Consider the following 22,392-nt stretch of genomic DNA (forward strand, 5'->3'; position numbering starts at 1 on the left):
GGGCGTGCGGGGAGAAAGTGGCGGCGCTCACCGTGCCACCTCGTCGCTCTCGGCGGTCTCGGCGGTGGCCGCGGTCGCGGCATTCTCGGGGGGCCTGCCGGTGTCGTCGGTCTCGGTTTCGTAGTGCCGCAGGAACAGCTCCTCCAGCGTCGGCGGCGTCGAGGTCAGCGAGCGCACGCCGGACTCGCTCAGCGAGCGCAGGACCTCGTTCAGCTTGTCCGTGTCCACCTGGAGGCGGACGCGGCGGCCCTGGACGTCGAGGTCGTGGACGCCGGGCAGGCGCGCGAGCCCGTTCGGCGGGCCCGCGAGCTCGGCGCTGACGCTGGTCCGGGTCAGATGGCGCAGGTCGGCCAGGGAGCCGGTCTCGACCGTGCGGCCCTTGCGGATGATGCTCACCCGGTCGCACAGCTCCTCCACCTCGCTGAGGATGTGCGAGGACAGCAGGATCGTGCGGCCCCGGTCGCGTTCCTCCTCGACACAGCGCTGGAAGACCGCCTCCATCAGCGGGTCGAGGCCGGACGTCGGTTCGTCCAGGATCAGCAGGTCGACGTCCGAGGCGAAGGCGGCGACCAGGGCGACCTTCTGCCGGTTGCCCTTGGAGTAGGTGCGGCCCTTCTTGGTGGGGTCCAGTTCGAAGCGTTCGATCAGTTCCGTGCGGCGCCGTGCGTCGAGCCCTCCGCGGAGGCGGCCGTAGAGGTCGATGACCTCGCCGCCGGAGAGGTTGCGCCACAGGGTGACGTCTCCGGGTACGTAGGCGATGCGCCGGTGCACCTCGACGGCGTCCGTCCACGGGTCGCGGCCGAGTACCTGTGCGGCGCCCGAGTCGGCCCGCAGCAGGCCGAGCAGGACCCTGATGGTGGTCGACTTGCCGGCGCCGTTGGGGCCGAGGAAGCCATGCACCTCGCCGGTCTCGACCTCCAGGTCGAGGCCGTCCAGCGCGTGCGTGCGGCCGAAGGACTTGTGGAGCCCCGAGACCGTGATTGCCTTCGTCATGGTTCGGAACGTACGCTTCTTTCAGAAAATTGTGAAGTTAAGGAAGCGTATAAACCGCGGGTAGGGTGACGGTATGGCGGAGTCAGGGGCGGTGGGGCGGGACCCGGAGGCGGTCTCGCGGTTCGTGGAGTCCTTCGCGGCGCAACTCGTCGAGGCGGGCGTGCCGCGCATGCCGTCCCGGGTGTTCGCCGCGCTGCTCGCCTCCGACACCGGCACGCTGACCTCCGCGGAGCTGGGGGAACAGCTCAGGATCAGCCCCGCGGCCGTCTCCGGCGCGGTGCGCTATCTGGCCCAGGTGCACCTGGTCTCCCGCGAACGGGAGCCCGGCTCGCGGCGGGAGCGGTACCGGGTGCACAACGACCAGTGGTACCAGGCGCTCACCAGCCGCGACGCGATCATCAAGCGCTGGGAGGACGCCCTGCGGGACGGCGTGGCCGGCCTGGGCGCCACGACCCCGGCGGGCCGCCGGCTGGCGGAGACCCTTGCCTTCTTCGAGTTCGTCGAACAGGACGTGGCGGGCATGATGGAACGCTGGCGACTGCACCGCGAGCGCCTGTACCCGAGGGCCCGCTCCGCCGACTGACCGGGCCGGGTGACCGTTGCTCCACTGGACCGGTCGTGGTGCGTTGTCGTTTGTGTGCGGTCGCGTGGTGGCCGGGCGCGCAGTTCCCCGCGCCCCTTCGGGGCGCATCCAGGGTGCGGCGGATGCGCCGGTGCCGCGGGGCCTGGGCTACGGGAGGGTCAAGGCCCAGGCCCGTTCTCGGAGGGTCCAGGTGCGGCGGTGGACCGGGCCGGTCACGCCCGCGTCCGTGTGGTAGCGGAAGTCCGTTCCGGTCACGGTCACCGTGCGCCCCGACACCCGCAGCGCGGACGCCTCCGCGCCCACCGACACCGGCCGCACCTCGACGTCGGCCCGCCCGGCGGCGCCCGGCGTCACCGACACCGCCTCCACCGGCTGGTCCAGGTCGACGAGCGTGGTCCCGTCGACCTCCACCCGCAGCCGGGCGGGGCCGGGCGGTGCCGGGGCGAGCCGGGACGGCCGGGGCGCCAGGGTCCGCACCAGCGACCGGTACGTCGAGCGCAGCCACGGACGCCCCGAGACGGCGGTCGCGCCCACCGGCTCCGCCGGCCGGTCCTCGCGCGGCGCGAGCGGCGGAATCCGCAGGGCGCCCAGCACCACCCCGTCGCTGTCGTCCACCAGCAGGTCCAGACGGCGCTCCGTGCCGTCGAGCACCGCACGGGCGGCGGCCACCGCACCGGTCGGCACCCCCAGCGTCTCCGCCAGCGCCAGCGCGCCCCCCACCGGCACCATGGACAGCACGCATCCGGCCAGCTCCCGCTGCCGGTGCAGCAGGGACACCGCCCGCACCAGCGCGCGGTCGTCGCCGACCACGACCGGCCGCCGCGACCCGCGGCGCGTCAGCGCCCGGGCGAACTCCTCCGGGCCGTCCGGCAGGCACACCTTCGTGGTCGCACCCGCGCTGAGCACGTCTTTCGCGATGCGAACGGATTCTCCGTCGGTCCGCCGGGCAACCGGATCGATGATCACCAGCAGCTGATCGGGCGTCGCGAAAGTCGCCACCTCGGTCCTGCCTCGCTTCCTCGGGTAGCATCTTTGTGCAAGAGCCCCTTGCGCTATTGCGCCAGGGGCTTCGTCTATTCCGGGGCATCCGGTCCGACGGTTGTGCGGCCAACGGCGGTCGCGGTGGTACGTGGCGGTGAACCCTACGCGTACGCCCCTGACCTTGGACATGCCCCGCCCGGAAGGGGTGTACGCGCGTGCCCGCACTTGTGCTGCTCGGTGCTCAGTGGGGTGACGAGGGCAAGGGGAAGGCCACCGACCTGCTCGGCGGCTCGGTGGATTACGTCGTCCGGTACCAGGGCGGCAACAACGCCGGCCACACCGTGGTCGTCGGTGACCAGAAGTATGCCCTCCACCTCCTTCCTTCCGGAATCCTCTCGCCCGGTTGTACGCCGGTCATCGGCAACGGCGTCGTCGTCGACCCGTCGGTCCTGCTCTCCGAGCTGAGCGGTCTGAACGAGCGCGGAGTCGACACCTCCAAGCTGCTGATCAGCGGCAACGCGCACATCATCACTCCGTACAACGTCACCGTCGACAAGGTGACGGAACGCTTCCTCGGGAAGCGGAAGATCGGCACGACCGGGCGCGGCATCGGCCCGACCTACGCCGACAAGATCAACCGCGTCGGCATCCGGGTGCAGGACCTGTACGACGAGTCGATCCTGCAGCAGAAGGTCGAGGCGGCGCTCGACGTCAAGAACCAGATGCTGACCAAGCTCTACAACCGGCGTGCCATCACCGCCGACCAGGTGGTCGAGGAGCTGCTGGGCTACGCGGCCCAGCTCAAGCCGTACGTCGCTGACACGGTACTGGTCCTCAACCAGGCGCTGGAGCAGGACAAGGTCGTCCTCTTCGAGGGCGGGCAGGGCACCCTGCTGGACATCGACCATGGCACGTATCCGTTCGTCACCTCCAGCAACCCCACCGCGGGCGGGGCCTGCACGGGTGCCGGCGTCGGCCCGACGAAGATCAGCCGGGTCATCGGCATCCTCAAGGCGTACACGACCCGCGTCGGGGCCGGGCCCTTCCCGACGGAGCTGTTCGACGAGGACGGCGAGGCGCTGCGCCGGATCGGCGGCGAGCGGGGCGTCACCACCGGCCGGGACCGGCGCTGCGGCTGGTTCGACGCGGTGATCGCGCGGTACGCGACCCGGGTCAACGGACTGACCGACTTCTTCCTCACCAAGCTGGACGTGCTCACCGGCTGGGAGCGGATCCCGGTCTGCGTGGGTTACGAGATCGACGGCCGCCGGGTCGATGAACTCCCGTACTCCCAGACGGACTTCCACCACGCCAAGCCCGTCTACGAGACGCTGCCCGGCTGGTCCGAGGACATCACCAAGGCCAAGTCGTTCTCCGACCTGCCGAAGAACGCGCAGAACTACGTCAAGGCGCTGGAGGAGATGTCCGGCGCCCCGATCTCCGCGATCGGCGTGGGCCCGGGCCGCGACGAGACGATCCAGATCAACTCGTTCCTCTGAGGTGCGAGCCGGATTTCCCCGCGTCCCGCTGCGCCGCGTCATGATTCGGTCTCATGTGCACAACATCCCCAACTATCCCGTTTGCAAGGGTAGTTGGGGATGTTAGTTTCATAGCGACAGGTGCGATCGGGTACTGGGGTTCTCCAGAAGGAGCAAGGTGCGCATCACACTGGCCGTTGACATGGCGACCGGCGACCGCGCGGGCGCCACGGACGATCTGTACGACTGGCTGCGTCAGGACCCCGAGTTGCGGGGTCTGGTCCGGCGGGAGGCCCCGGCCGACGCCCCGGCGGGGGCCATGGGGGCCTGGAGCGAGGTGCTGACGCTTGTCCTCGCCCCGGGCGGGCCGACGGCGGCCGTCGGAGCGGCGGTCGTGGTCTGGTTGCAGAACCGCCGGGGCAACCAGACGGTCACCATCAACCAGCCGGACGGCACTGAGGTCATCGTTTCCTCCGAGAAGGTCCGCGGGCTGACGGCGCAGGGCGCGGGCGAACTGGCCCAGCGGGTCGCCGAGGCCCTCCGGCAGCCGCCGGCCACCGACCAAACGCACGTCCCGCCCGAGCAGGGAGACTGACCATGCCGTTACGGGGGAGGCCGGACCTGCACGGGCCCGGCTGCCGGGCGGTGGTGGTCGGCACCGGACGCCACCCCGGCGAGGGGCTGGCGCCGCTGCCGTCCGCCGTGCCGTCCGCGCGGGCCCTGGCCGAGGTGCTGGCCACGGAGTGCGGCATGGGCGACCGGATCCGGCTGCTGTGCGATCCCGAGTCGCCGAGCGAGGTCCTCGCCGCACTCGCCGAGGCCGTGGACCTCGCCGGTCCCACGCAGGGGCGGTACGAGAGCGGAACCGTCGTCTTCTGCCATGTCGGCCACGGACTGCGCGGGCCGGGCGGACGGTTGTATCTGGCGACCGCGGCGACCGGCTCCCTCACCGACACGGCGCACTCCGTCCCGTACGACGAGATCGAGCGCTATCTCAGCGACGGGCCGGCGGACCCGCTCGTCGTCCTCGACTGCTGCTTCGCCGGAAACGCGCGGGAACCGAGCCGCCCGCCGGCCTCGGACCCGTTCGGCGGCAGCCGTCCCCAGGGCAGCTATCTGCTCGCCTCCGCCCTGCGCGACTCGCTGGCCTACGCCCCCGACGGAGCCGAGTACACCCTGTTCACCGGCGAGCTGCTGAACCTGCTGCGGCAGGGCGACGCGGGCGGCCCCCGGTGGCTGACGCCGGGCAGCCTCTACCGGCTCCTCGACCAGCGGCTCCAGGGCGGCCCCGCCCGGCCGTACGGCGGCGGCACGGCCCGTATGGCGGAGCTGGTGCTCACGGCCAACCGCCGTTACACCCCCAGCCCCAGGGTCGCTCCCACTCCCGGTGACCCGGACGCGGTCAGCCCGTATCCGGGCATCGTGCCCTTCCTCCCCGAGCAGCATCACCTCTTCTTCGGCCGCCAGAAGGTGACCCGCGAGCTGCTGCGGCGCGTCGAGCGGACCCGGCCCGGCGAGCCGCTGGTGGTGCTCGGCACGTCGGGCGTCGGCAAGTCCTCGCTGCTGCGGGCCGGGCTGAGCGTGGCGGCCGAGGACGCCGGCCTGGGAGCCGTGCGGATCGTGCCCGCGCCGGGCGCGCAGCCGTTCCGGGCGCTGGCGGAGGCCTGGGCGGCGGCCGTGGACCGACCGCTCGGCGAGGTCGTGCGGGACCTGGCGGAGGGCCGGTTCAGCCGCCCCGCCCCCGGCCCCGAGGCCGTCAGGGCGCCCGGAGTCCTGATCGTCGACCAGCTGGAGCAGTACTTCACGCACGGCGCGGACGGCACCGAGCGGGAGCGCTTCGCCGCCGCGCTCGCGGCCGTACCCGGCCCCCGCATCGTGCTGGCCCTGCGCGCCGACTACCACGACGACGCCCTGCGCGACCGTCATCTGGCCCCGCTCGTGGCGCGGGACCACTTCACCGTGCCCGCCCTCGACGACGCCGAGGTCGAGGCGGCCATCGTGGGACCGGCCCGCTACGAGGGGCTTCAGTGGGAGGAGGGCGTGCCGCGCATCCTCAGGCGGGAGGTGACCGAGGAGCGGGCGGGCGGCGGGCCGGGCGACGCGGCGGCGCTGCCGTTCCTGGCCCACGCGCTGCGGGAGATATGGCTGCGGCGGGACGGTACGACGCTCACCTACGCCGCCTACCAGGACACCGGTGGCATCCGCGACGCCGTCGCCCGGACCGCCGAAGGGATCTACGCCGCCCTCGACGACCCGGGCCGGACCCGTCTGCGCCGGCTGATGCTGGCCATGGTCCAGGTCGCCGACGGCGAGGGACGGCTGGTGCGCCGCCGCGTCCCACGGGAGGAACTGGCCGGCTCCGAGGACCTGCTGCGCCGTCTCGCCGACGCCCGCCTCGTCGTCGTGGACGAGCAGGGCGGGGCACAGCTCGGCCACGATTCGCTGCTCTACGCCTGGCAGCGGCTGCGGGACTGGATCGACGAGGTGCGCGGTGACCTGCTGCGGCTGCGGCGGCTGACGGAGGCGGCGGAGTCCTGGTCCGACCACGGCAGCGGGCTGTGGACGGGCACCGGCCTGGACGAGGCGAAGGCACTCGTCGACGAGGAGTCCTCCGAGGAGTCCGCCCGCCTGCCGGTCCGGCAGGTGGTACGGGACTTCGTCAGCGCGGCCGACCACGCGCAGCGGCGTCGGCGACGGATCACCCGGGCCTGGATCGCCGGGCTGTCCGCCCTCGCCCTGGTGGCGGCGTCGCTGGCGGGCTGGGCGTTCTACGAGAACGGCCAGGCGGCCGACCGGGAACGCAGCCTGATCGCGAGGGAACTGGCCGCGCAGGCCGACGTCATGCGCGAGCGCGACCCACAGACGGCCCTGCGCCTGAGCCTCGCCGCGTACCGCACGGCGCAGACCTCGGAGACCCGGTCGAGCCTGTACGCGGCGGCGACGACGGTGACGCCGACGCACCTCACCCCCGCCGGTGCGGAGCGCAAGCCGGTCCTCAACCTGGCCTACAGCCCGGACGGTGACGTGCTGGCCGCCAGCCACAGAGGCGGGAAGGTGCGGCTGTGGGACGTCTCGAAGCCGTCGGTGCCGGTGGAGGCGGGGCAGTTCCGGGTGGACGGCAACGCGGTCATCGCCTACCACCCGCGTCAGCGGCTGCTGGCCGCACAGACGGCGACGTCGCTGACGCTGTGGCGGACCACGGATGTGCGGCACCCCGAGCGGGTGGCGCGGCTGTCGATCGCCAAAGGCCAGACGTACTCCCTGGCGTTCAGCGGGGACGGCAGGACGCTCGCGGCGGGCAGCGCGGCGGGACGGCTCCGGCTGTGGGACGTGAGCGACCCGGGGCACCCCGCGCTTCGGCTGGAGCGGACGATCGCCGGGGCGGCGGTGATCTCACTGGCGTTCACGCGCGACGGACGTCACCTGATCACCGGTAACGGCGGAGGGGAAGGCCGGAGCACGGCGCCCGCTCAGGTGCGGCTGTGGGACCTGACCGATCCGGACCGGCCCGTGCTGCGGGACACCGAGCGGGCCGAGACGGTCACGGCGGTCGCCGCCCATCCGAAGCGCGACCTGGTCGTCGCGACCGGGGCCAGTGGGAAGGTCGCCTGGTGGGAGCTGGTGGGCGGACGGGACCTGCGGCGCGTCCGGGTGGAGGAGTACCGGGACTACTGGGGCACGGACCCGGACGGCATTCCCTCGCTCAGTTTCAGCCCGGACGGCAGACTCCTCGCGGGTGCGGACCGGGACAACGGCGTGCACCGGGGCGACGTGACCCGAGAGGTGTCGGACGTGGAGAACTGGCCGTCCCTCTCCGAGCTGCCGACGGGCGAGCCCGCCCAGTCGGTCGCCTACAGCCCGGACAGCCGGTATCTCGCGGCCGGTGACGTGGCCGGCGAGATACGGCTGTGGCCCGGCCGGGCCTGGGCGTCCTCGATCGAGGGCACGGTGCCGTCCATCGCCGAGGCGGGCACCAGTGCCTTCAGCGGCGACGGCGGACTGGTCCTCGCCCAGACCGACAACGCCGACTACACGAGCACGACGCGCGTGTGGGACATCGGTGACCCGCACGCGCCGAAGGTCCGCTACACCCTGCCGAAGGGCTGGCAGGCGAACTACTTCCTGAAAGTCCCCAAGACGCCCGTCCTCCTCGCTCATTACTGGACGAAGGGACTGGAGCACACCTTCCAGTTCTGGGAGTTCGGCTCCGACGGCGGGCCGGTGAGGGGCGGCAGCATCCGCCTCGCCGCCGACGTCCCGCACGTCGTGGTGAGCCCGGACGGCCGGCTGCTGGCCGCGGGCTCGGCGGAGGAACGCGGCATCGCCCTGTACGACATCGAGGACCCGGCGAAACCGGTACGCGTCGGCACGGTCGACGCACCGGTCAGCCAGGGCCTCTTCAGCTCGGGAGAACTCTGGTTCGCGGGGAACCACTCACTGGCGACCGTCGAGCGCGGAGAGGACCTCCGGTTGTGGGACCTCTCCGACCCGGCCCGGCCCCGCAAAGGCGGTCGCATCAAGGGCGTGGCGCAGATGAAGAGCGCGATGTACGACGCCGTGTCCGGGTATCTCGTCACCGAGGACGTCGGGGACAACATCCACGTGTGGGACCTGTCCCGCCCCGCGCACCCGGTCGGGGGCACCCTGCTTCCGGGAGCCCCCGGCGACTACTTCCCCACCGACAAGGGAGAGCTGGCGACCGCGCTCAGCGACGGCACCGTCGAGTTCTGGGACGTCACCGACCCCATCCATCCGAGGAAGAAGCGCGACCTGCTCTTCGACCGTGAGATCTCCTCCATCTCCATGACTCCGGACGGCCGCCATGCGGTGACGGGCGACCCGTACCGCATCTGGACCGTCGGCCCGGACGGCAGGTGGGACACCCCGGAGTTCGTCGAGCTGACGAACGCGAAGGACGTTCAGGTACCCCGCTCGGACTCACCCGAGGGCCCTCGCTGGCTGGCGGTGAGCGTGGAGCGGACCTGGGGCAGCTCCCTCGCCGGCAGAAACACCTACGTGTTGGACTTCGACACCGACCACCTCTACCGGCAGATGTGCGAGGCGTACCCCTTGAGCGTCCCGCAGGACCAGTGGGAGCGGCTGTTCCCGCACCTGTCCGCGCGCAAGTCCTGCGGCTGACCGCCCGGGACCGCTCCGTCGTTCCGCCGTTCCGCCGTTCCGCCGTTCCGCCGTTCCGCCGTTCCGCCGTTCCGCCGTTCCGTCAGAGGATGACCTGGGACGGGCCCGCCTCCATGCGGGCCACCGCCGCCCGTACCGCGTCCGCGAACCTCCAGAACTCCGCGTTGACCGAACCGGCCCTGCCCTTGAGGGTGTTGGTGCCGAACATGGCCGCCCGCAGCTCGGTCGTCAGCTCCAGCTGCGCGCCCATGCCGAGCAGCGTCCGGTTGCAGATGTTGTCCGGTGAGACCCCGGCGATGTCGTCGTCGGCGGACGCGTCGATCGTCTGGACGCCCGCCGCGTCCAGCGCCTCGCCGAGGTACCGGCGCAGGGCGGTGTTGCGGCCACCGATCACCACCGCCTCGGGACGGGATGCGGGGGCGCCCGCCTGGGCGGCCGTACAGCCGTGCACGCTCACCACGTTGAGGGCGCCGGCCGCGAGCGCGAGGGCCACCCGGTCGTCGCAGTGGGTGGATGTGACGTGGAGTTCGGAGTTGCCGCTGGATCTGATGCCCTCGAACATCCAGTAGTCGAACAGCGGCGCCCCCGGCCCGTAGCGGGGGGTGAGGTCCTTCGGGTCGTAACCCGCTATGCCCAGGCACAGTTCGGAGGTGCCGCCCTCGATGCCGCCGCCGTGCGGGGCGAGGACCGCGGTTCTGCCGTACGAGCCCGGCGCGCCCGCCTGGTCGTCGTCGGTGTACGCGTGCCGCCGGTAGCGGCGGGCGAAGTCGATGCCCTCGCGCCCGGCGAGCCCGCGGTACAGGTCCGTGTTGGAGGCGTACAGGTCGCTCGCGGCGGACGCGGGCGCGGCACCGAGCGCGGTGGGCAGCGCGGTGCCGAGTCCGGCGGCGGCGAGGACGGTCAGGACGGAGCGTCGGGAAGCCGTGATCACCTTGCCGATGATGACAGAGGGCGCGACCGCGCTCCCCGGGATCGGACCGTCAGCTGAAGACGATCATCGAGCCCTGGGCCAGGCTCCGGGTGGCCGCGGCGTGCAGCCCGAGCCAGACGTGCCGTTCGCGGGCGAACGGGCTCGGGTCGTACGGCGCGGGCACGGCCGGCTCCTCCAGTTCCGTGGGCGCGCTCGGCGGTTCGGGGGCGGCCGGCGGGTTGGCCGGGTCGATGCCGATCGCCGGTGCCACCTGCTCCAGCTCCCGCAGCAGCGCCTGCGAGGAGCCCAACGGGCCGCCGCCCGCGAGCAGTTCGTCGTTGGACAGCGGCTGCGGGAAGTCGACCGGGACATAGGCGCCGGCGTGGTCGTAGTGCCAGACCAGGTGCGACTGCTGGGCCGTCGACTCGAACATCTCCAGCAACTGCTCGTAGTCACCGCCCAGTTCGTCCACCGGGGTCACCGGCAGCCCGCACACCTGGAGCAGATGGGCCCGGCGCAGGAAGTGCAGCGCGTCGTAGTCGAAGCCGGCCACCGGGGCGACGTCCCCGGACAGGCCCGGCATGTACTGGTACACCGGCACCGGCGGCAGTCCGGACTCGGCGAGCACCTTGTTGTATTGCGCGAGTTCCTCGGCGAACGGGTTGTCGGGGGTGTGGCACAACACGTCGACGAGCGGCACCAGCCACAGGTCACAGGCCAAAGAGGGCTCCTCGCATCGGCACGCGGCGCGCAGGCGCGCACAGCAGGTGGTCAGGGAAGGGTAGTCGGTGCGGCGCGGGGTCAGCTCCCCTCGTGCAGGTCCCATACCCACACGCCGCCGGTCCACTTGCCCGGCCTGCCGGTCAGCTTCGCCACGGCCTCGCGCAGCGGACCGTCGTTGGTCTGCGGGGCGAGCACCAGGACGCCCGCCTTCCAGTACGCGAAGTCCCGCCGGGCCTGCGCCCGCCAGTTCGTGCCGATCTCCGGTACGAGGCCGCTGTAGCGCACCTCGCGCAGCATGGTGGAGGTGTAGCGGGGGGACGCGCCGTAGATGCCGATGCGGTCCTCGCCGTAGGGGCCGTTGAAGTAGCCGCCGGGCAGCTTGAAGCCGAGGCCGGCCGCTGTCTGCCAGTGCAGCGCCTCCGCGGCGCCTGGATCGGGCAGCGGCACCGGGACCAGCGACTCACCCGGGCGGACGTACGGCTTCCACATCCCGTCCGCGATGAACGCCGGCACCGGCGCCCGTGGCACGGACTTCAGCGGCGCCGGGACCAGCGGCAGCAGCGCCAGGGCGACGCCGAGCAGCCCGACGTACTGGCTCGCCGCGGCGCGGGTCGCGGCCAGCCGGTCCACGGCGATCGCGAGCAGGATGCCCAGCGCGGGCGCGCAGATCATCGCGACGCGGCCCTCGATGACCGACTCGAACAGCGGCCGGTGGGCGAGCGCCGCCCATGGGCCGGTCACGACGGTGTCGGTGAGCGGGATGCGGATCTTCGGGCCGAGCGACAGCAGTGCGGCGGCCACCGCCGTGAACGCCAGCGCCTTGACCAGGGCCCGCTCCCACAGCCGTACGACGATCGCGAAGGCGAGGGCGACCAGCGGCCAGCCGTAGAAGGCGTTCTGCTCCGTGGGGTTGAGTGAGAGGGACCCCGCGACCTGCGCGTCACCGGCGAACAGGGAACGCTCGGCGAAGGCGAGCAGCGCGAGGGGGCTGTTGCCCGCGTTCTCGCCGTGCAGGACGCTGTGGTAGCTCTGCGGTCCTGCGAACTGCCAGTACAGCGGGAAGGCGACCAGCGGCAGACACACCGCCGCGCCGATCAGCAGCCCCTTGGCCAGGGGCCGCCAGGACCGCCGTGCCACGTCCGGGCGGACGACGCCGTAGCCGGCGGCGAACAGCAGCATGCCGACCGAGGCGAGCAGCAGCGGCTCCTCGCCGAGGAAGACCTGGTACGCCGCCATCAGGCCCAGCACGATCCCGTCCCGCACCACCCGGGTGCCCGCGCACAGCCGCAGGGCCCGGTCGATGATCAGCGGGATCATGAACAGGACGACGAAGTTGGGGTGCGCGTTGGCGTGGCTGACCATCGGCGGGGCGAAGGCCGCAAGCGACGCGCCGAGGAACGCGGCGGCCCGCTGCCGCACCACCCGCTTCACGATCAGCCAGTACCAGGCGGCGGCGGTCGCGGCCAGCCCCAGCGCCATGCACACGCTCAGCGAGACCGCCGGTCCGGCCAGCAGGGTGAGCGGCGCGAACGGCACGGACAGGCCCAGCATGACCGTGTTGGCCATCAGGTTGACGCCGTCGGGGAAGCCCTGAAGGTCGGTGAAGAGCGGGTTGCGCAGATGGGCGACGTTGTCGGCCGTCACCGCGAAGAACCACTCCCACTGGTTCTGGTCCTGCAGCGAGTCCGGGAGGTAGCGGTGGGCCGGGTCGAAGAGGCGGCCCGAGTACAGGAGGACCGCCATCAGCAGGAACAGGACGGCCGCCAGCAGATCGGCGGGGCGCAGCGCGCGGGCCCGCAGCCGGGCCAGGTCGGCCAGCACGCGCGCGTAGTCGAGCGGGCCGATCTTCGAACCGGGCTGGTGGCTCCAGCGCACCGGGACCTCGGCGATCGGCCAGCCCGAGCGGTGGAAACGCTGGAGCACTTCGACGTCGATGCCCCAGCCGTCGAGCCGGGAGTCCGCGAACGCCGTGCGCGCCCGCTCGCCGTCGAACAGTTTGAAACCGCATTGGGTGTCCCGTATGCCGGGCACCGCGGTCGCGCGTATCAGCAGGTTGCCGGCCCGGCCGAGCCATTCGCGGACGCGGTGCTGCCGGTGGGCGATGTCCGCGCCCGGCACGGAACGCGAACCGATCGCCACCGCGTTCCCCTCGCTGAGCGCCTTGTCCAGCCGCTCCAGCTCCTCGATGGGGGCGGCCAGGTCGGCGTCGGTGACCAGCACCCGCCGGCCGCGGGAGTCGGCGACCCCGAGCCGCAGCGCGTGGCCCTTGCCGCGGTTGCGCGGGGCGCTGACCAGCCGGATCCGTGGATCCCCGAGCCGGGTGACGACGTCACGGGTGCCGTCGGTCGAGCCGTCGTCGGCGACGACGACCTCCCACTCGCCCCAGCGGCCCTCGCTCTCGCCCAGGTAGCCGGTGATGGCGGCGAGGGTGGGACCGAGGCGCGCCTCCTCGTTGTAGGCGGGCACGACCACGGTGAGGTCGACCGCCCCGCTACGGACGCTCACCGGGCCGCCAGCCGCTCGATGACGGCGAGGGAGTGCGTGTTGTAGCCGGTGACGACCGCGCGGGCCGCGGCGGCGTCCCGCCGCGTCAGCGCGTCGACGAGTTCGGTGTGGCCGGACCACAGCAGACCGCGCAGGTCCGGCAGGCGGCGCAGGTGCTGCACCGCGCACACCCAGGACAGCAGGCGCAGCCGGTGCAGGAAGTCGGCGAGGTAGGGGTTGCCGAACAGGGCGCTCAGCTCCCGCCAGAAACGCAGGTCGTAACCGATGAGCACGCTCAGATCGCCGGCGCCCGCCGCGCGCCGTGCCTCCTCGCCGCGCCGCCGGACCGTGGCCAGGGCCGCCGTGGTCCGCTGGTCGGCCGGGTCCTGGAAGGCGCCGTGGCCGTCGGCGAGGGCCTGGAACATGCCGTCGGTGACCAGGCTGCGGGCCTCGACCATGCCCCGGTAGTCGGTCAGCGAGTACTCGGGGACGTGGAAGCCGCGATGCTGGTCGGCCTCCAGGATGCCCTGCGCGGACAGGTCGACCAGCGCCTCACGGACCGGGGTCGCCGACACGCCGTACTGTTCGGCGATCTCCTTCACCGTGAACTCCCGCCCCGGCTGGAGCCGGCCGGCGAGCACTTCGTCACGCAGCGCGTCCGCGATCTGCTGGCGCAGGGTGCTGCGCGTCACGGCGCCGTTGCCGGGCATGGTCGGCGACCTCTCCTCACACGTGCGGGTGACGTACTCGCTTATGTCTACGAGCACGCCACCTTACGCGTTCGGGTTGCGCCCGGTGGGAATCGGTGCTGCGGGGACCCTCACTCCGTGTAGGTGTCGGCCACGCTGAGGGCCGCGTCCAGGGCCGCGAACCCCTCCTTCAGTTCGGCCTCGGAGACATTGCAGGGCGGCACGACATGGGTGCGGTTCATGTTGATGAAGGGCCACAGGCCGTGCCGCTTGGCGGCGGCGCCGAACGCGGCCATCGGGGCGTTCGCCTCGCCCGTCGCGTTGTACGGCACCAGCGGCTCCCGGGTCTCGCGGTTCTTGACCAGGTCGAGCGCCCAGAACATGCCGACGCCGCGCACCTCGCCCACGCTGGGGTGCCGCTCGGCCAGTGCGCGCAGCCCCGGTTCCACCACGGTCGCGCCCAGCCGCCTCGCGTTGGCGACGACGCCCTCCTCCTCCATCACCGTGAGGGTGGCGACGGCGGCGGCGCAGGCCAGCGGATGGCCGGAGTACGTCAGACCGCCCGGATAGGCGCGCTTGCCGAAGGTCTCGGCGATCTCTTCGGAGATGGCGACGCCGCCGAGCGGCACATAGCCGGAGTTCACGCCCTTGGCGAAGGTCATCAGGTCCGGTACGACGCCGGACAGATCGGCCGCGAACCACTCACCGGTCCGTCCGAACCCGGCCATGACCTCGTCCAGGACGAAGACGATCCCGTACGTGTCGCACAGCTCCCGCACGCCCGCGAGATAGCCCGGCGGCGGCACCATGACGCCCGCCGTGCCCGGGATGGTCTCCAGGACGATCGCGGCGACGGTGTCCGGGCCCTCGAAGGCGATCGTGGTCTCCAGGTGCTCCAGCGCCCGGGCGCACTCCTGCTCCTCGGTCTCGGCGTAGAAGCGGGAGCGGTAGAGGAACGGAGCCCAGAAGTGGACGACCCCGGCCGACCCGCTGTCGGAGGGCCAGCGGCGCGGGTCGCCGGTGACGTTGATCGCCTGCTGGGTGCCGCCGTGGTAGGAGCGGTACGCCGACAGCACCTTCGGGCGGCCCGTGTGCAGCCGGGCCATGCGGACGGCGTGCTCGATCGCGTCGGCGCCGCCGTTGGTGAAGAAGATCTTGTCGAGGTCGCCGGGTGTCCGCTCGGCGATCAGCCGGGCCGCCTCGGAGCGGGCCTCCACCGCGAACGCGGGCGCGAACGTGGCCAGGGAGGCGGCCTGCTCCTGGATCGCGGCGACCACCTTCGGGTGCTGGTAGCCGATGTTGGTGAAGACGAGCCCGCTGGTGAAGTCCAGGTACCGCGTGCCGTCGTAGTCCCAGAAGTACGACCCTTCCGCGCCGGCCACGGCGAGCGGGTCGATGAGGTCCTGAGCGGACCAGGAGTGGAACACATGCGCGCGGTCCGCGGCCTTCACGGCGGCGCCGGCGTCGGGGCGGGGCTGAGGGGTCATGCTCGCGAGCGTAGAGGCCCGCGGCGCGGAGCGGACATCGGCGTCCTGTTCCGTGGCCGGGGGGTTTATGCGACAGGTTGTCGACGCCGGCGGCCTCGTCGCGCCCGGGACCGGGCCCGGCGGCGGGCCGCCCGCCGCCCGGACCGGGGGGTGCCGGAACCGTGCGGACCACCCTGGGCGACTCCTTCCAGGGCCGCACTATTCTCGGTCCGAGGCTGACGTACGGGGGGAGGCGGCGGTTCCGTGGAGAAGCTGGGACCCGGGGATCCGCGCGGGATCGGGGCGTACCGGCTGCTGGCGCGGCTCGGCGCGGGCGGGATGGGGCATGTGTACCTGGCCCGGTCGGAGCGGGGCCGTACCGTCGCGGTGAAACTGGTGCGCGAGGAACTGGCCGCGCAGGAGGAGTTCCGGGCACGGTTCCGGCAGGAGGTGCGGGCCGCCCGGCGGGTCGGCGGCCACTGGACGGCGCCGGTCCTGGACGCGGACACCGAGGCGGCCGTGCCGTGGGTGGCCACCGGGTACGTCGCCGGGCCCAGCCTGGAGCAGGTCGTCGGGCGCGAGCACGGTGCGCTGCCCGAGCGCACGGTGCGCATCCTCGCCGCCGGGCTCGCGCACGCGCTCCAGGACATCCACGCCGCCGGGATCGTCCACCGCGACCTCAAACCGTCCAATGTGCTGGTGACCATCGACGGGCCGCGGGTCATCGACTTCGGGATCGCGCGGGCGCTGGAGGCGCCGGCCGGGGACGGGCTCACCCGCACCGGCTCGCTGGTCGGCTCGCCCGGGTTCATGGCGCCCGAGCAGGTGCGCGGCGACCGGATCACGCCCGCCTGCGACGTCTTCTGCCTCGGTTCGGTGCTCGCCTACGCGGCGACCGGCGCGCTTCCCTTCGGCGGCCCCGGCAGCGGGGTGCACGCCCTGATGTTCCGCATCGCCCAGGAGGAACCCGACCTCGCGGGCGTCCCCGAGGGCATCGCCGACCTCGTCCGCGACTGCCTGCGCAAGGACCCGGCCGCACGGCCGACGCTGGACTCGATCCTGGAACGCACCGGCGCGGAGGACACGGTGTCCGACGGCCGCTCCCGCGACCCCTGGCTCCCCGCCACCCTGGTAGCCCAACTCGGCCGCCACGCGGTCCGCTTGCTGGAAACAGAAAACCCAGAAACCGAGCCCTCGCCGGGGGCACCGACACCGGGTCCGGCGGACGCCGGGGGCGTGAACCCGGCGGGCGCGCTGGGTGCGGCGGGGGTTCGGTGCGCGGACGGGGCTGAGGGCTCGGATCGGGCGGGCGTCCAGGGCGCGGGCGGCGCGGGGGCGTCCGGCGGACATCCGGCGGGGGGTGGTGATGCGCCCGCCCGGGACGGCAGCACGGCGGTCCAGACCCGCATGCCGTTCATTCCCAAACCAAGTGCTCCCGGCCCATCCGCTCCCGCTTCGGGAGTTCCTGATCCCGCGGCTCCCCATCCCGCCGCTTCCGCTTCGGCCGCTGCCGGTTCCGCCGCTGGGGCGGGGGGTGGTGCTTCGGGGGCTCCGGAGCATGCCGCTGTCACCGACGGCGCCGCTCCGTCGGTGTCGGAGGGCTCGGCTGGGGGGCCGGCGGGCGGCCGGCCTCCGGCGGTGGCCGTCGGCCGTACGCCCGGGCCCGGCGCGGCCCCGCACTCCGGGTACGGCGTCCCCGGCGGGTTCGGGTCCGCGGGGGTTGCGGGTCCGTACGGCCACGGGCACCCGCAGCAGCACCCCCAGCCGGCCGGGTACGGCTACCCGCACCAGCCGTACGCCGGCGGCCCCGGCCCCACTCCGCCGTACGGCCCCCCGCCGGTCGGCCCGTACGGACCGGGCGGGCAGGAGCCCGAGCGGCGCAGCGGCCGGTCCACGGCGCTGCTCGTCGTGATCGCGCTGGTCGTCGCGCTCGCCGCGGGCGGCTCGGTGTACGCGCTGCTGAACGGGGGCGGCACCACCGACGACAAGGGCGGCCGCGGCACCGCCACCTCCGCCCCGCCGACCGGCGGCGGACCCACCGGCGGGACGCCGTCGCCCACGGACACGGCGCCCGCGGACGGCGTGGTCCCGGCCGCGTACCTGGGCACGTGGGAGACGTCGATCGAGAACGCCGCCGGGCACAACACCCGCGAACTCACCATCACCCAGGGGAGAGTGGGCGACACCGTGCTGACCCTGGTCGCCGACGGGCCCGCCGAGGGCGGCGGCACCTACCACTGCGTGTTCGAGGCGAAGCTGGCTGAACAGCCCAGCGGTGACGGCCCGTTGCGGATCGGCCCGTCCACCGTCGCCTCCGGCGAACCGCTGTCGTCGTGCAGCCCCGGCGAGGCCACCGTGGTCACGCTGCTGCCGGACGGCCGGCTGCGGCGCACGAAGCCGGACGGCGGGGAGAGCCTGACGTACACCCGGCGGTGAGCGCGGCGGCGCCGTGGCCGCCCGGCCGGCCCCGTGCCGGCCACCGTGCGCCGAACTCCCCTGCTGCGCAGGCCGGTTGAACGTCCGGCGAACTTCTGCGGACCAGACCGGATTGTCCGCTCCCGTGCGCGTACGGTGACCCCACCTTGACTCCGGGGAGTGGCGGGGGCACCCACATGGAGTGGCTGAGCACGGAGAACGTCGTAGCCGTCGGGACGGCGCTGCTGGGCATCGTCGCGTCGGCGGGCATGGTCTGGTACGAGCGCCGGGTGCCGCGCCGCAAACGGATCGGCTACCGCGTCCAGATGGACAACCCCATAGGGGACGACGAGCGGTCGGGCCGTCTCAACCGGCGGCTGGGCCTGTTCGACGAGGCACCGGACATGGCGGACGCCACGCTCGTGCTGCTGCGCGTGGAGAACGACGGCTCGCAGGGCATCGACCGGGACGACTACACGGGGCCCGAACAGCACGGTCTGACCGCGGTGTTCACCGACCGGACGGTGCGCGGCGTGTCGGTCACCCAGCCGACCCACACCGACCACCTGATGGACCACTTCACCGCGGACCGCGGCTTCTCCTACTCCGGCAACAGCCTGCGCATCCCGCGGGTCCCGCTCAACAGGGGGGACCACTTCAAGCTGCTGGTGCTGCTGTCGGGCGGCGACGTCGGGCGGCCGATACGCATCACGGGCGGCCTCCGCGAGGGCGAGGTCCACCCCAACCGCTCCGCCACGCCGGACGACAAGCCGCCGCTGTTCAGCCGGGCCTCCCGGCTCATCACCATCATGCTCACCGTCTGCGTCGTCACGCTCGCCACCATCGTCGTGGCCCGGGACGACACGCCCCCGCCGATCGGCTGCGCCGGCGGCTCGCTGACCGTCACCGGCTCCACGGCGTTCGCGCCCGTCCTACGGGAGGTGGCGGACAAGTACGAGGCGGACTGCGCGGACTCGGCCATCACCGTGGACCCGCACGGATCGACGGCGGGCATCCGGGAACTGGACGCCACCGGGGCCCAGTGGCACAAGAAGGGCTCGCCGCCGCTGGTGGCACTCTCCGACGGCCCCAAGCCGAACGACATGCCCGAACTGCGCGAGAACCGGATCGCGGTGTCGGTCTTCGCGCTGGTGGTGAACGACAAGGTGGGCCTGGAGAACCTCACCACGGCCCAGGTGCGGCGGCTGTACCGCGGCGACATCACCAACTGGCGGCAGCTGGACGGCCCGGACCTCAAGGTCCACCTCGTCAGCCGGGACGCCAACTCCGGTACCCGGCAGGTCTTCCAGCGGCGGGTGCTCGGCCGGGGCGAGACGGCCAACTCGTCCGTGGACTGCGTCACCGTGGACGACCCGACGGCGACGGTGCCGCGCTGCGAACTGGACTCCACGGAGCAGGTGCTCACCCAGGTGGCGAAGCTGCCGGGCGCCATCGGCTACAGCGAGCTGAACCTCGCGGACTCCACGGCGGGCCTGCACGTCCTGAGCCTCGACGGCGACGCCCCGTCGGTGGACGACATCGAACACGGCGGCAGCCCGTACCCGTACCGGGAGATCGAGTATGCCTACACCTACGGCCAGCCGCCCGCCGACTCCCTGGTCTCCAGCTTCCTGACCTATCTGTCCCGCGGAAACGGCCAGGACATCATCCGCACCCACGGCCATGTCCCCTGCTGGACCCCCGAGGGAATGAAGCTCTGCGCCTGACCGGAACGCCCTGGGGGTGCCTGGGCCGTCGTCGGCGCGGGCTCTCCGGGACCACTGGGGTCGCCGGGTCGCCGGGTCGCCGGGTCGCCGGGTCGCCGGGTCACCGGGGCTCCGGGGGGCGTTGGCGGGGCATGTTGGGGCGGGTGGGGGTGCCGGGCGGGGCGGGGAAGCGGCTCGGCGTGCCGGGGGTGTCGGGGCGCGGGCCGCTGGGCAGGGCCGCCTGGAGTCCGAGGGGAGCCGTTCCGGTGCGGAACTCCACCATCCAGTCCGCCGTCTCTGTGCGCACCAGTTCGGTCACGTCCTCCGAGAAGCGCCGCAGCACCCCGAGGCACCGGTCGGCGGCCTCCGCCGCCGTGCCCTCCGCTGGCCCCAGCACCTCGCGCACGCTCTCCGACGCCCAGTCGAACTGCAGCGCCTGAAGCCGCCGCTGCACGGCCTGCGCGGTCGCCACGTCCCGCATCCACCCGGACGTCACCCCGAAGAACCGGTCGACCCCCAGGCAGGCCACCGCGAGCACCAGGGCCAGATACCCCCAGGGCGCCGCCCCGGCGATCACCCCGGTCAGATCCAGCAGGGGCAGCGCGGCCCCGCCCACCGCGCCCGCCGCCGCCCCGGCCCGCAGCCCCCGCGCGGCCCGCCGCTTCCACACCCGGTCCGCGAGATACCACGCCGCCGTCTCCAGAGCACCCCGTTCCACCCACCGGTACAGCTCGTCGAGCCGTTCGATCGGTTCCGCCCAGTCCCCGAGCGGAAAGGCCCGGCCGGCCAGGTCGCCGGGACGCAGCCCGGCCGCGCCCTCGCCCCGCCCGTCCTGAGGCGGACCCTCGGGCTGCATCTCCGGCTGACCCACCCGGCACTCCCTACTGATCACGACCGGTCACGTTGTGTGACATCGGATGCTGACGCGCGGCGTCCTTCCTACCGCCCAATGGGTGGCGAAGGTGGCGCTTTCGCTGCTTTTCCGCCCGGAAGGGGGCCTTGATCAGGTATAGGAGTCAGCACGTTCTCACCCGAAAGAGTGGCGGGGCGAGGGCCGCGTGGACCACGTAGGCTCGTGCTCAACGGAGGAAGACGAGATCGAACCAGGAGCTGATCGTGATTCCCGGTGGTGGCCAGCCCAATATGCAGCAGCTGCTCCAGCAGGCCCAGAAGATGCAGGAGGAACTGGCGAAGGCCCAGGAGGAACTGGCGAACACGGAGATCGCCGGGCAGGCGGGCGGCGGCCTGGTGACGGCCACCGTGACCGGCGCCGGCGAACTGCGGGCGCTGAAGATCGACCCCAAGGCGGTCGACCCGGAGGACACCGAGACCCTCGCCGACCTGATCGTCGCCGCCGTGCACGCGGCCAACGAGAACGCGCAGGCGCTCCAGCAGCAGAAACTCGGCCCGCTCGCGCAGGGCCTGGGCGGCGGCAGCGGCATCCCGGGTCTGCCGTTCTGACGTTCGCCACCGGCAGGACACCCGTACCGCCTTCCTAGGACGGGCGGCAGCCATCTACCGTACGTACCGGGAAAGACTCCAGGAAGGGCAGTCCGTTGTACGAAGGCGTGGTCCAGGACCTCATCGACGAACTGGGGCGGCTGCCCGGCGTCGGTCCCAAGAGCGCGCAGCGGATCGCCTTCCACGTGCTGCAGGCCGAGCCGACGGACGTACGGCGGCTGGCCCAGGCGCTCCTGGAGGTGAAGGCGAAGGTCCGCTTCTGCGCGGCGTGCGGGAACGTGGCGCAGGAAGAGCTGTGCGCGGTGTGCCGGGACACCCGCCGGGACCCCTCGGTCATCTGCGTGGTCGAGGAACCGAAGGACGTGGTGGCGATCGAGCGGACGCGTGAGTTCCGTGGCAGGTACCACGTGCTCGGCGGCGCCATCAGCCCGATCGAGGGCGTGGGCCCGGACGATCTGCGCATCCGGGAGCTCCTGGCCCGCCTGGCCGACGGCACGGTCACCGAGCTGATCCTGGCCACGGACCCCAACCTTGAGGGCGAGGCGACGGCCACGTACCTCGCCCGCATGATCAAACCCATGGGCCTGAAGGTCACCCGCCTGGCCAGCGGCCTCCCGGTGGGTGGCGACCTGGAATACGCGGACGAGGTCACCCTCGGCCGCGCCTTCGAGGGGAGACGACTCCTAGATGTCTGACGCCACGCTGCACGCCACGACGCAGAACCCGGACGACTTCGCGGTCCAGATCGCGGACCAGGTGGAGAGCTTCCTGGTGGCCGTCACGGAGGTGGCCAAGGGCGACGAGCCGGACTCGGCGGTCCCCTTCCTGCTCCTGGAGGTCTCCCAGCTCCTGCTGGCCGGCGGGCGCCTCGGCGCGCACGAGGACATCGTCCCGGACGAGCGCTACGAGACCGACACGGGCCCGGACCCGGACGTGGACGGGCTGCGCGAGAACCTGGCCCGGCTGCTGGAGCCGGTCGACGTCTACTCGGAGGTCTTCGACCCCTACGAGCCGCGTACCGCGCCGGTGCCCGCCCGTATCTCCGACGACCTCGCGGACGTCATCACCGATCTGCGCCACGGCATGGCGCACTACCGCGCGGGCCGCACCACGGAAGCGCTGTGGTGGTGGCAGTTCTCCTACTTCTCCAACTGGGGCTCCACCGCCTCCGCGACCCTGCGCGCCCTGCACTCGGTCCTCGCGCATGTCCGGCTGGACCAGCCCCTGGAGGAGCTGGACGGCCTCGACACCGACCAGGGCATGGGCGACGACACCCTGGAGATCGAGGCGGGCCGCGTGATGCAGCAGGAGATCGCCACCCCGCTCGGACTGCGCTCGCGCCGGTAGCGGTCCGGTCCGGCCCG

Annotated in this window: 17 protein-coding genes; 9 read left to right on the top strand and 8 right to left on the bottom strand. The window is 72.8% G+C overall.

Translation table 11 applies throughout. The features are described 5' to 3' along the window. Positions 1–27 precede the first annotated feature (27 nt). On the bottom strand, positions 28–993 hold the full coding sequence (locus tag AC27LF_RS41600; protein ID WP_479661725.1) for an ABC transporter ATP-binding protein: 966 nt from the start codon (positions 991–993) through the stop codon (positions 28–30). Positions 994–1,066: 73 nt separating this feature from the next. Between AC27LF_RS41600 and AC27LF_RS41605 the strand changes: the two genes are divergently transcribed. Beyond that, entirely contained in the window at positions 1,067–1,576 is a 510-nt protein-coding gene (locus AC27LF_RS41605) for a GbsR/MarR family transcriptional regulator (protein WP_479661724.1), read from the top strand. A gap of 147 nt (positions 1,577–1,723) precedes the next feature. Here the strand turns inward: AC27LF_RS41605 and AC27LF_RS41610 are convergent, their stop codons facing one another. Next, entirely contained in the window at positions 1,724–2,575 is an 852-nt protein-coding gene (locus AC27LF_RS41610) for a diacylglycerol kinase catalytic domain-containing protein (protein WP_479661723.1), read from the bottom strand. A 197-nt stretch (positions 2,576–2,772) separates the two neighbouring features. Here AC27LF_RS41610 and AC27LF_RS41615 point away from each other — a divergent pair, with 197 nt between their 5' ends. From AC27LF_RS41615 to AC27LF_RS41625, 3 genes are all read left to right on the top strand, one after another. After that, positions 2,773–4,056 (top strand): adenylosuccinate synthase, encoded by a 1,284-nt coding sequence (locus AC27LF_RS41615; protein ID WP_404024912.1) that lies wholly within the window; start codon positions 2,773–2,775, stop codon positions 4,054–4,056. Between the two features lie 157 nt (positions 4,057–4,213). Further along, entirely contained in the window at positions 4,214–4,630 is a 417-nt protein-coding gene (locus tag AC27LF_RS41620) for an effector-associated constant component EACC1 (protein ID WP_479661722.1), read from the top strand. Positions 4,631–4,632: 2 nt separating this feature from the next. Then, entirely contained in the window at positions 4,633–9,174 is a 4,542-nt protein-coding gene (locus tag AC27LF_RS41625) for a caspase, EACC1-associated type (RefSeq protein WP_479661721.1), read from the top strand. Positions 9,175–9,256: 82 nt separating this feature from the next. Here the strand turns inward: AC27LF_RS41625 and AC27LF_RS41630 are convergent, their stop codons facing one another. The 5 genes from AC27LF_RS41630 to AC27LF_RS41650 all read right to left on the bottom strand — a co-directional run bounded on the left by AC27LF_RS41630 (position 9,257) and on the right by AC27LF_RS41650 (position 15,467). Further along, positions 9,257–10,105: a poly-gamma-glutamate hydrolase family protein gene (locus AC27LF_RS41630; protein WP_479661720.1), complete on the bottom strand. Its 849-nt coding sequence runs from the start codon at positions 10,103–10,105 to the stop codon at positions 9,257–9,259. Positions 10,106–10,154: 49 nt separating this feature from the next. Continuing rightward, entirely contained in the window at positions 10,155–10,805 is a 651-nt protein-coding gene (locus AC27LF_RS41635) for a phospholipase D-like domain-containing protein (protein WP_479661719.1), read from the bottom strand. Positions 10,806–10,885: 80 nt separating this feature from the next. Next, complete coding sequence (locus AC27LF_RS41640) at positions 10,886–13,312, bottom strand: dolichyl-phosphate beta-glucosyltransferase (RefSeq protein WP_479661718.1); 2,427 nt, start codon at positions 13,310–13,312, stop codon at positions 10,886–10,888. Further along, complete coding sequence (locus AC27LF_RS41645) at positions 13,309–14,001, bottom strand: GntR family transcriptional regulator (RefSeq protein ID WP_479661735.1); 693 nt, start codon at positions 13,999–14,001, stop codon at positions 13,309–13,311. The genes AC27LF_RS41640 and AC27LF_RS41645 overlap by 4 nt, the downstream gene beginning before the upstream one ends. 110 nt (positions 14,002–14,111) lie before the next feature. Further along, complete coding sequence (locus AC27LF_RS41650; protein ID WP_479661717.1) at positions 14,112–15,467, bottom strand: aspartate aminotransferase family protein; 1,356 nt, start codon at positions 15,465–15,467, stop codon at positions 14,112–14,114. A gap of 243 nt (positions 15,468–15,710) precedes the next feature. Here AC27LF_RS41650 and AC27LF_RS41655 point away from each other — a divergent pair, with 243 nt between their 5' ends. Then, positions 15,711–17,882, top strand: coding sequence for a serine/threonine-protein kinase (locus AC27LF_RS41655; protein WP_479661716.1), 2,172 nt, complete (start codon positions 15,711–15,713; stop codon positions 17,880–17,882). A 176-nt stretch (positions 17,883–18,058) separates the two neighbouring features. Then, positions 18,059–19,588, top strand: a complete 1,530-nt coding sequence (locus AC27LF_RS41660; protein WP_479661715.1) for a substrate-binding domain-containing protein — start codon at positions 18,059–18,061, stop codon at positions 19,586–19,588. 100 nt (positions 19,589–19,688) lie between these two features. Here the strand turns inward: AC27LF_RS41660 and AC27LF_RS41665 are convergent, their stop codons facing one another. Further along, positions 19,689–20,438 carry an SLATT domain-containing protein gene (locus AC27LF_RS41665; RefSeq protein ID WP_479661714.1) on the bottom strand — a complete coding sequence of 250 codons (750 nt, stop codon included), beginning with the start codon at positions 20,436–20,438 and terminating at the stop codon, positions 19,689–19,691. A gap of 245 nt (positions 20,439–20,683) precedes the next feature. On the opposite strand from AC27LF_RS41665, the gene AC27LF_RS41670 reads away from it, so the two are divergent. From AC27LF_RS41670 to AC27LF_RS41680, 3 genes are all read left to right on the top strand, one after another. After that, complete coding sequence (locus tag AC27LF_RS41670) at positions 20,684–21,028, top strand: YbaB/EbfC family nucleoid-associated protein (RefSeq protein ID WP_479661713.1); 345 nt, start codon at positions 20,684–20,686, stop codon at positions 21,026–21,028. 95 nt (positions 21,029–21,123) lie between these two features. Then, positions 21,124–21,723, top strand: coding sequence for a recombination mediator RecR (gene recR, locus AC27LF_RS41675; RefSeq protein WP_479661712.1), 600 nt, complete (start codon positions 21,124–21,126; stop codon positions 21,721–21,723). Beyond that, positions 21,716–22,375, top strand: a complete 660-nt coding sequence (locus AC27LF_RS41680; RefSeq protein WP_479661711.1) for a DUF5063 domain-containing protein — start codon at positions 21,716–21,718, stop codon at positions 22,373–22,375. Before recR ends, AC27LF_RS41680 begins: the two co-directional genes overlap by 8 nt. Positions 22,376–22,392: the final 17 nt, after the last annotated feature.

Source organism: Streptomyces diversicolor, assembly GCF_057537855.1.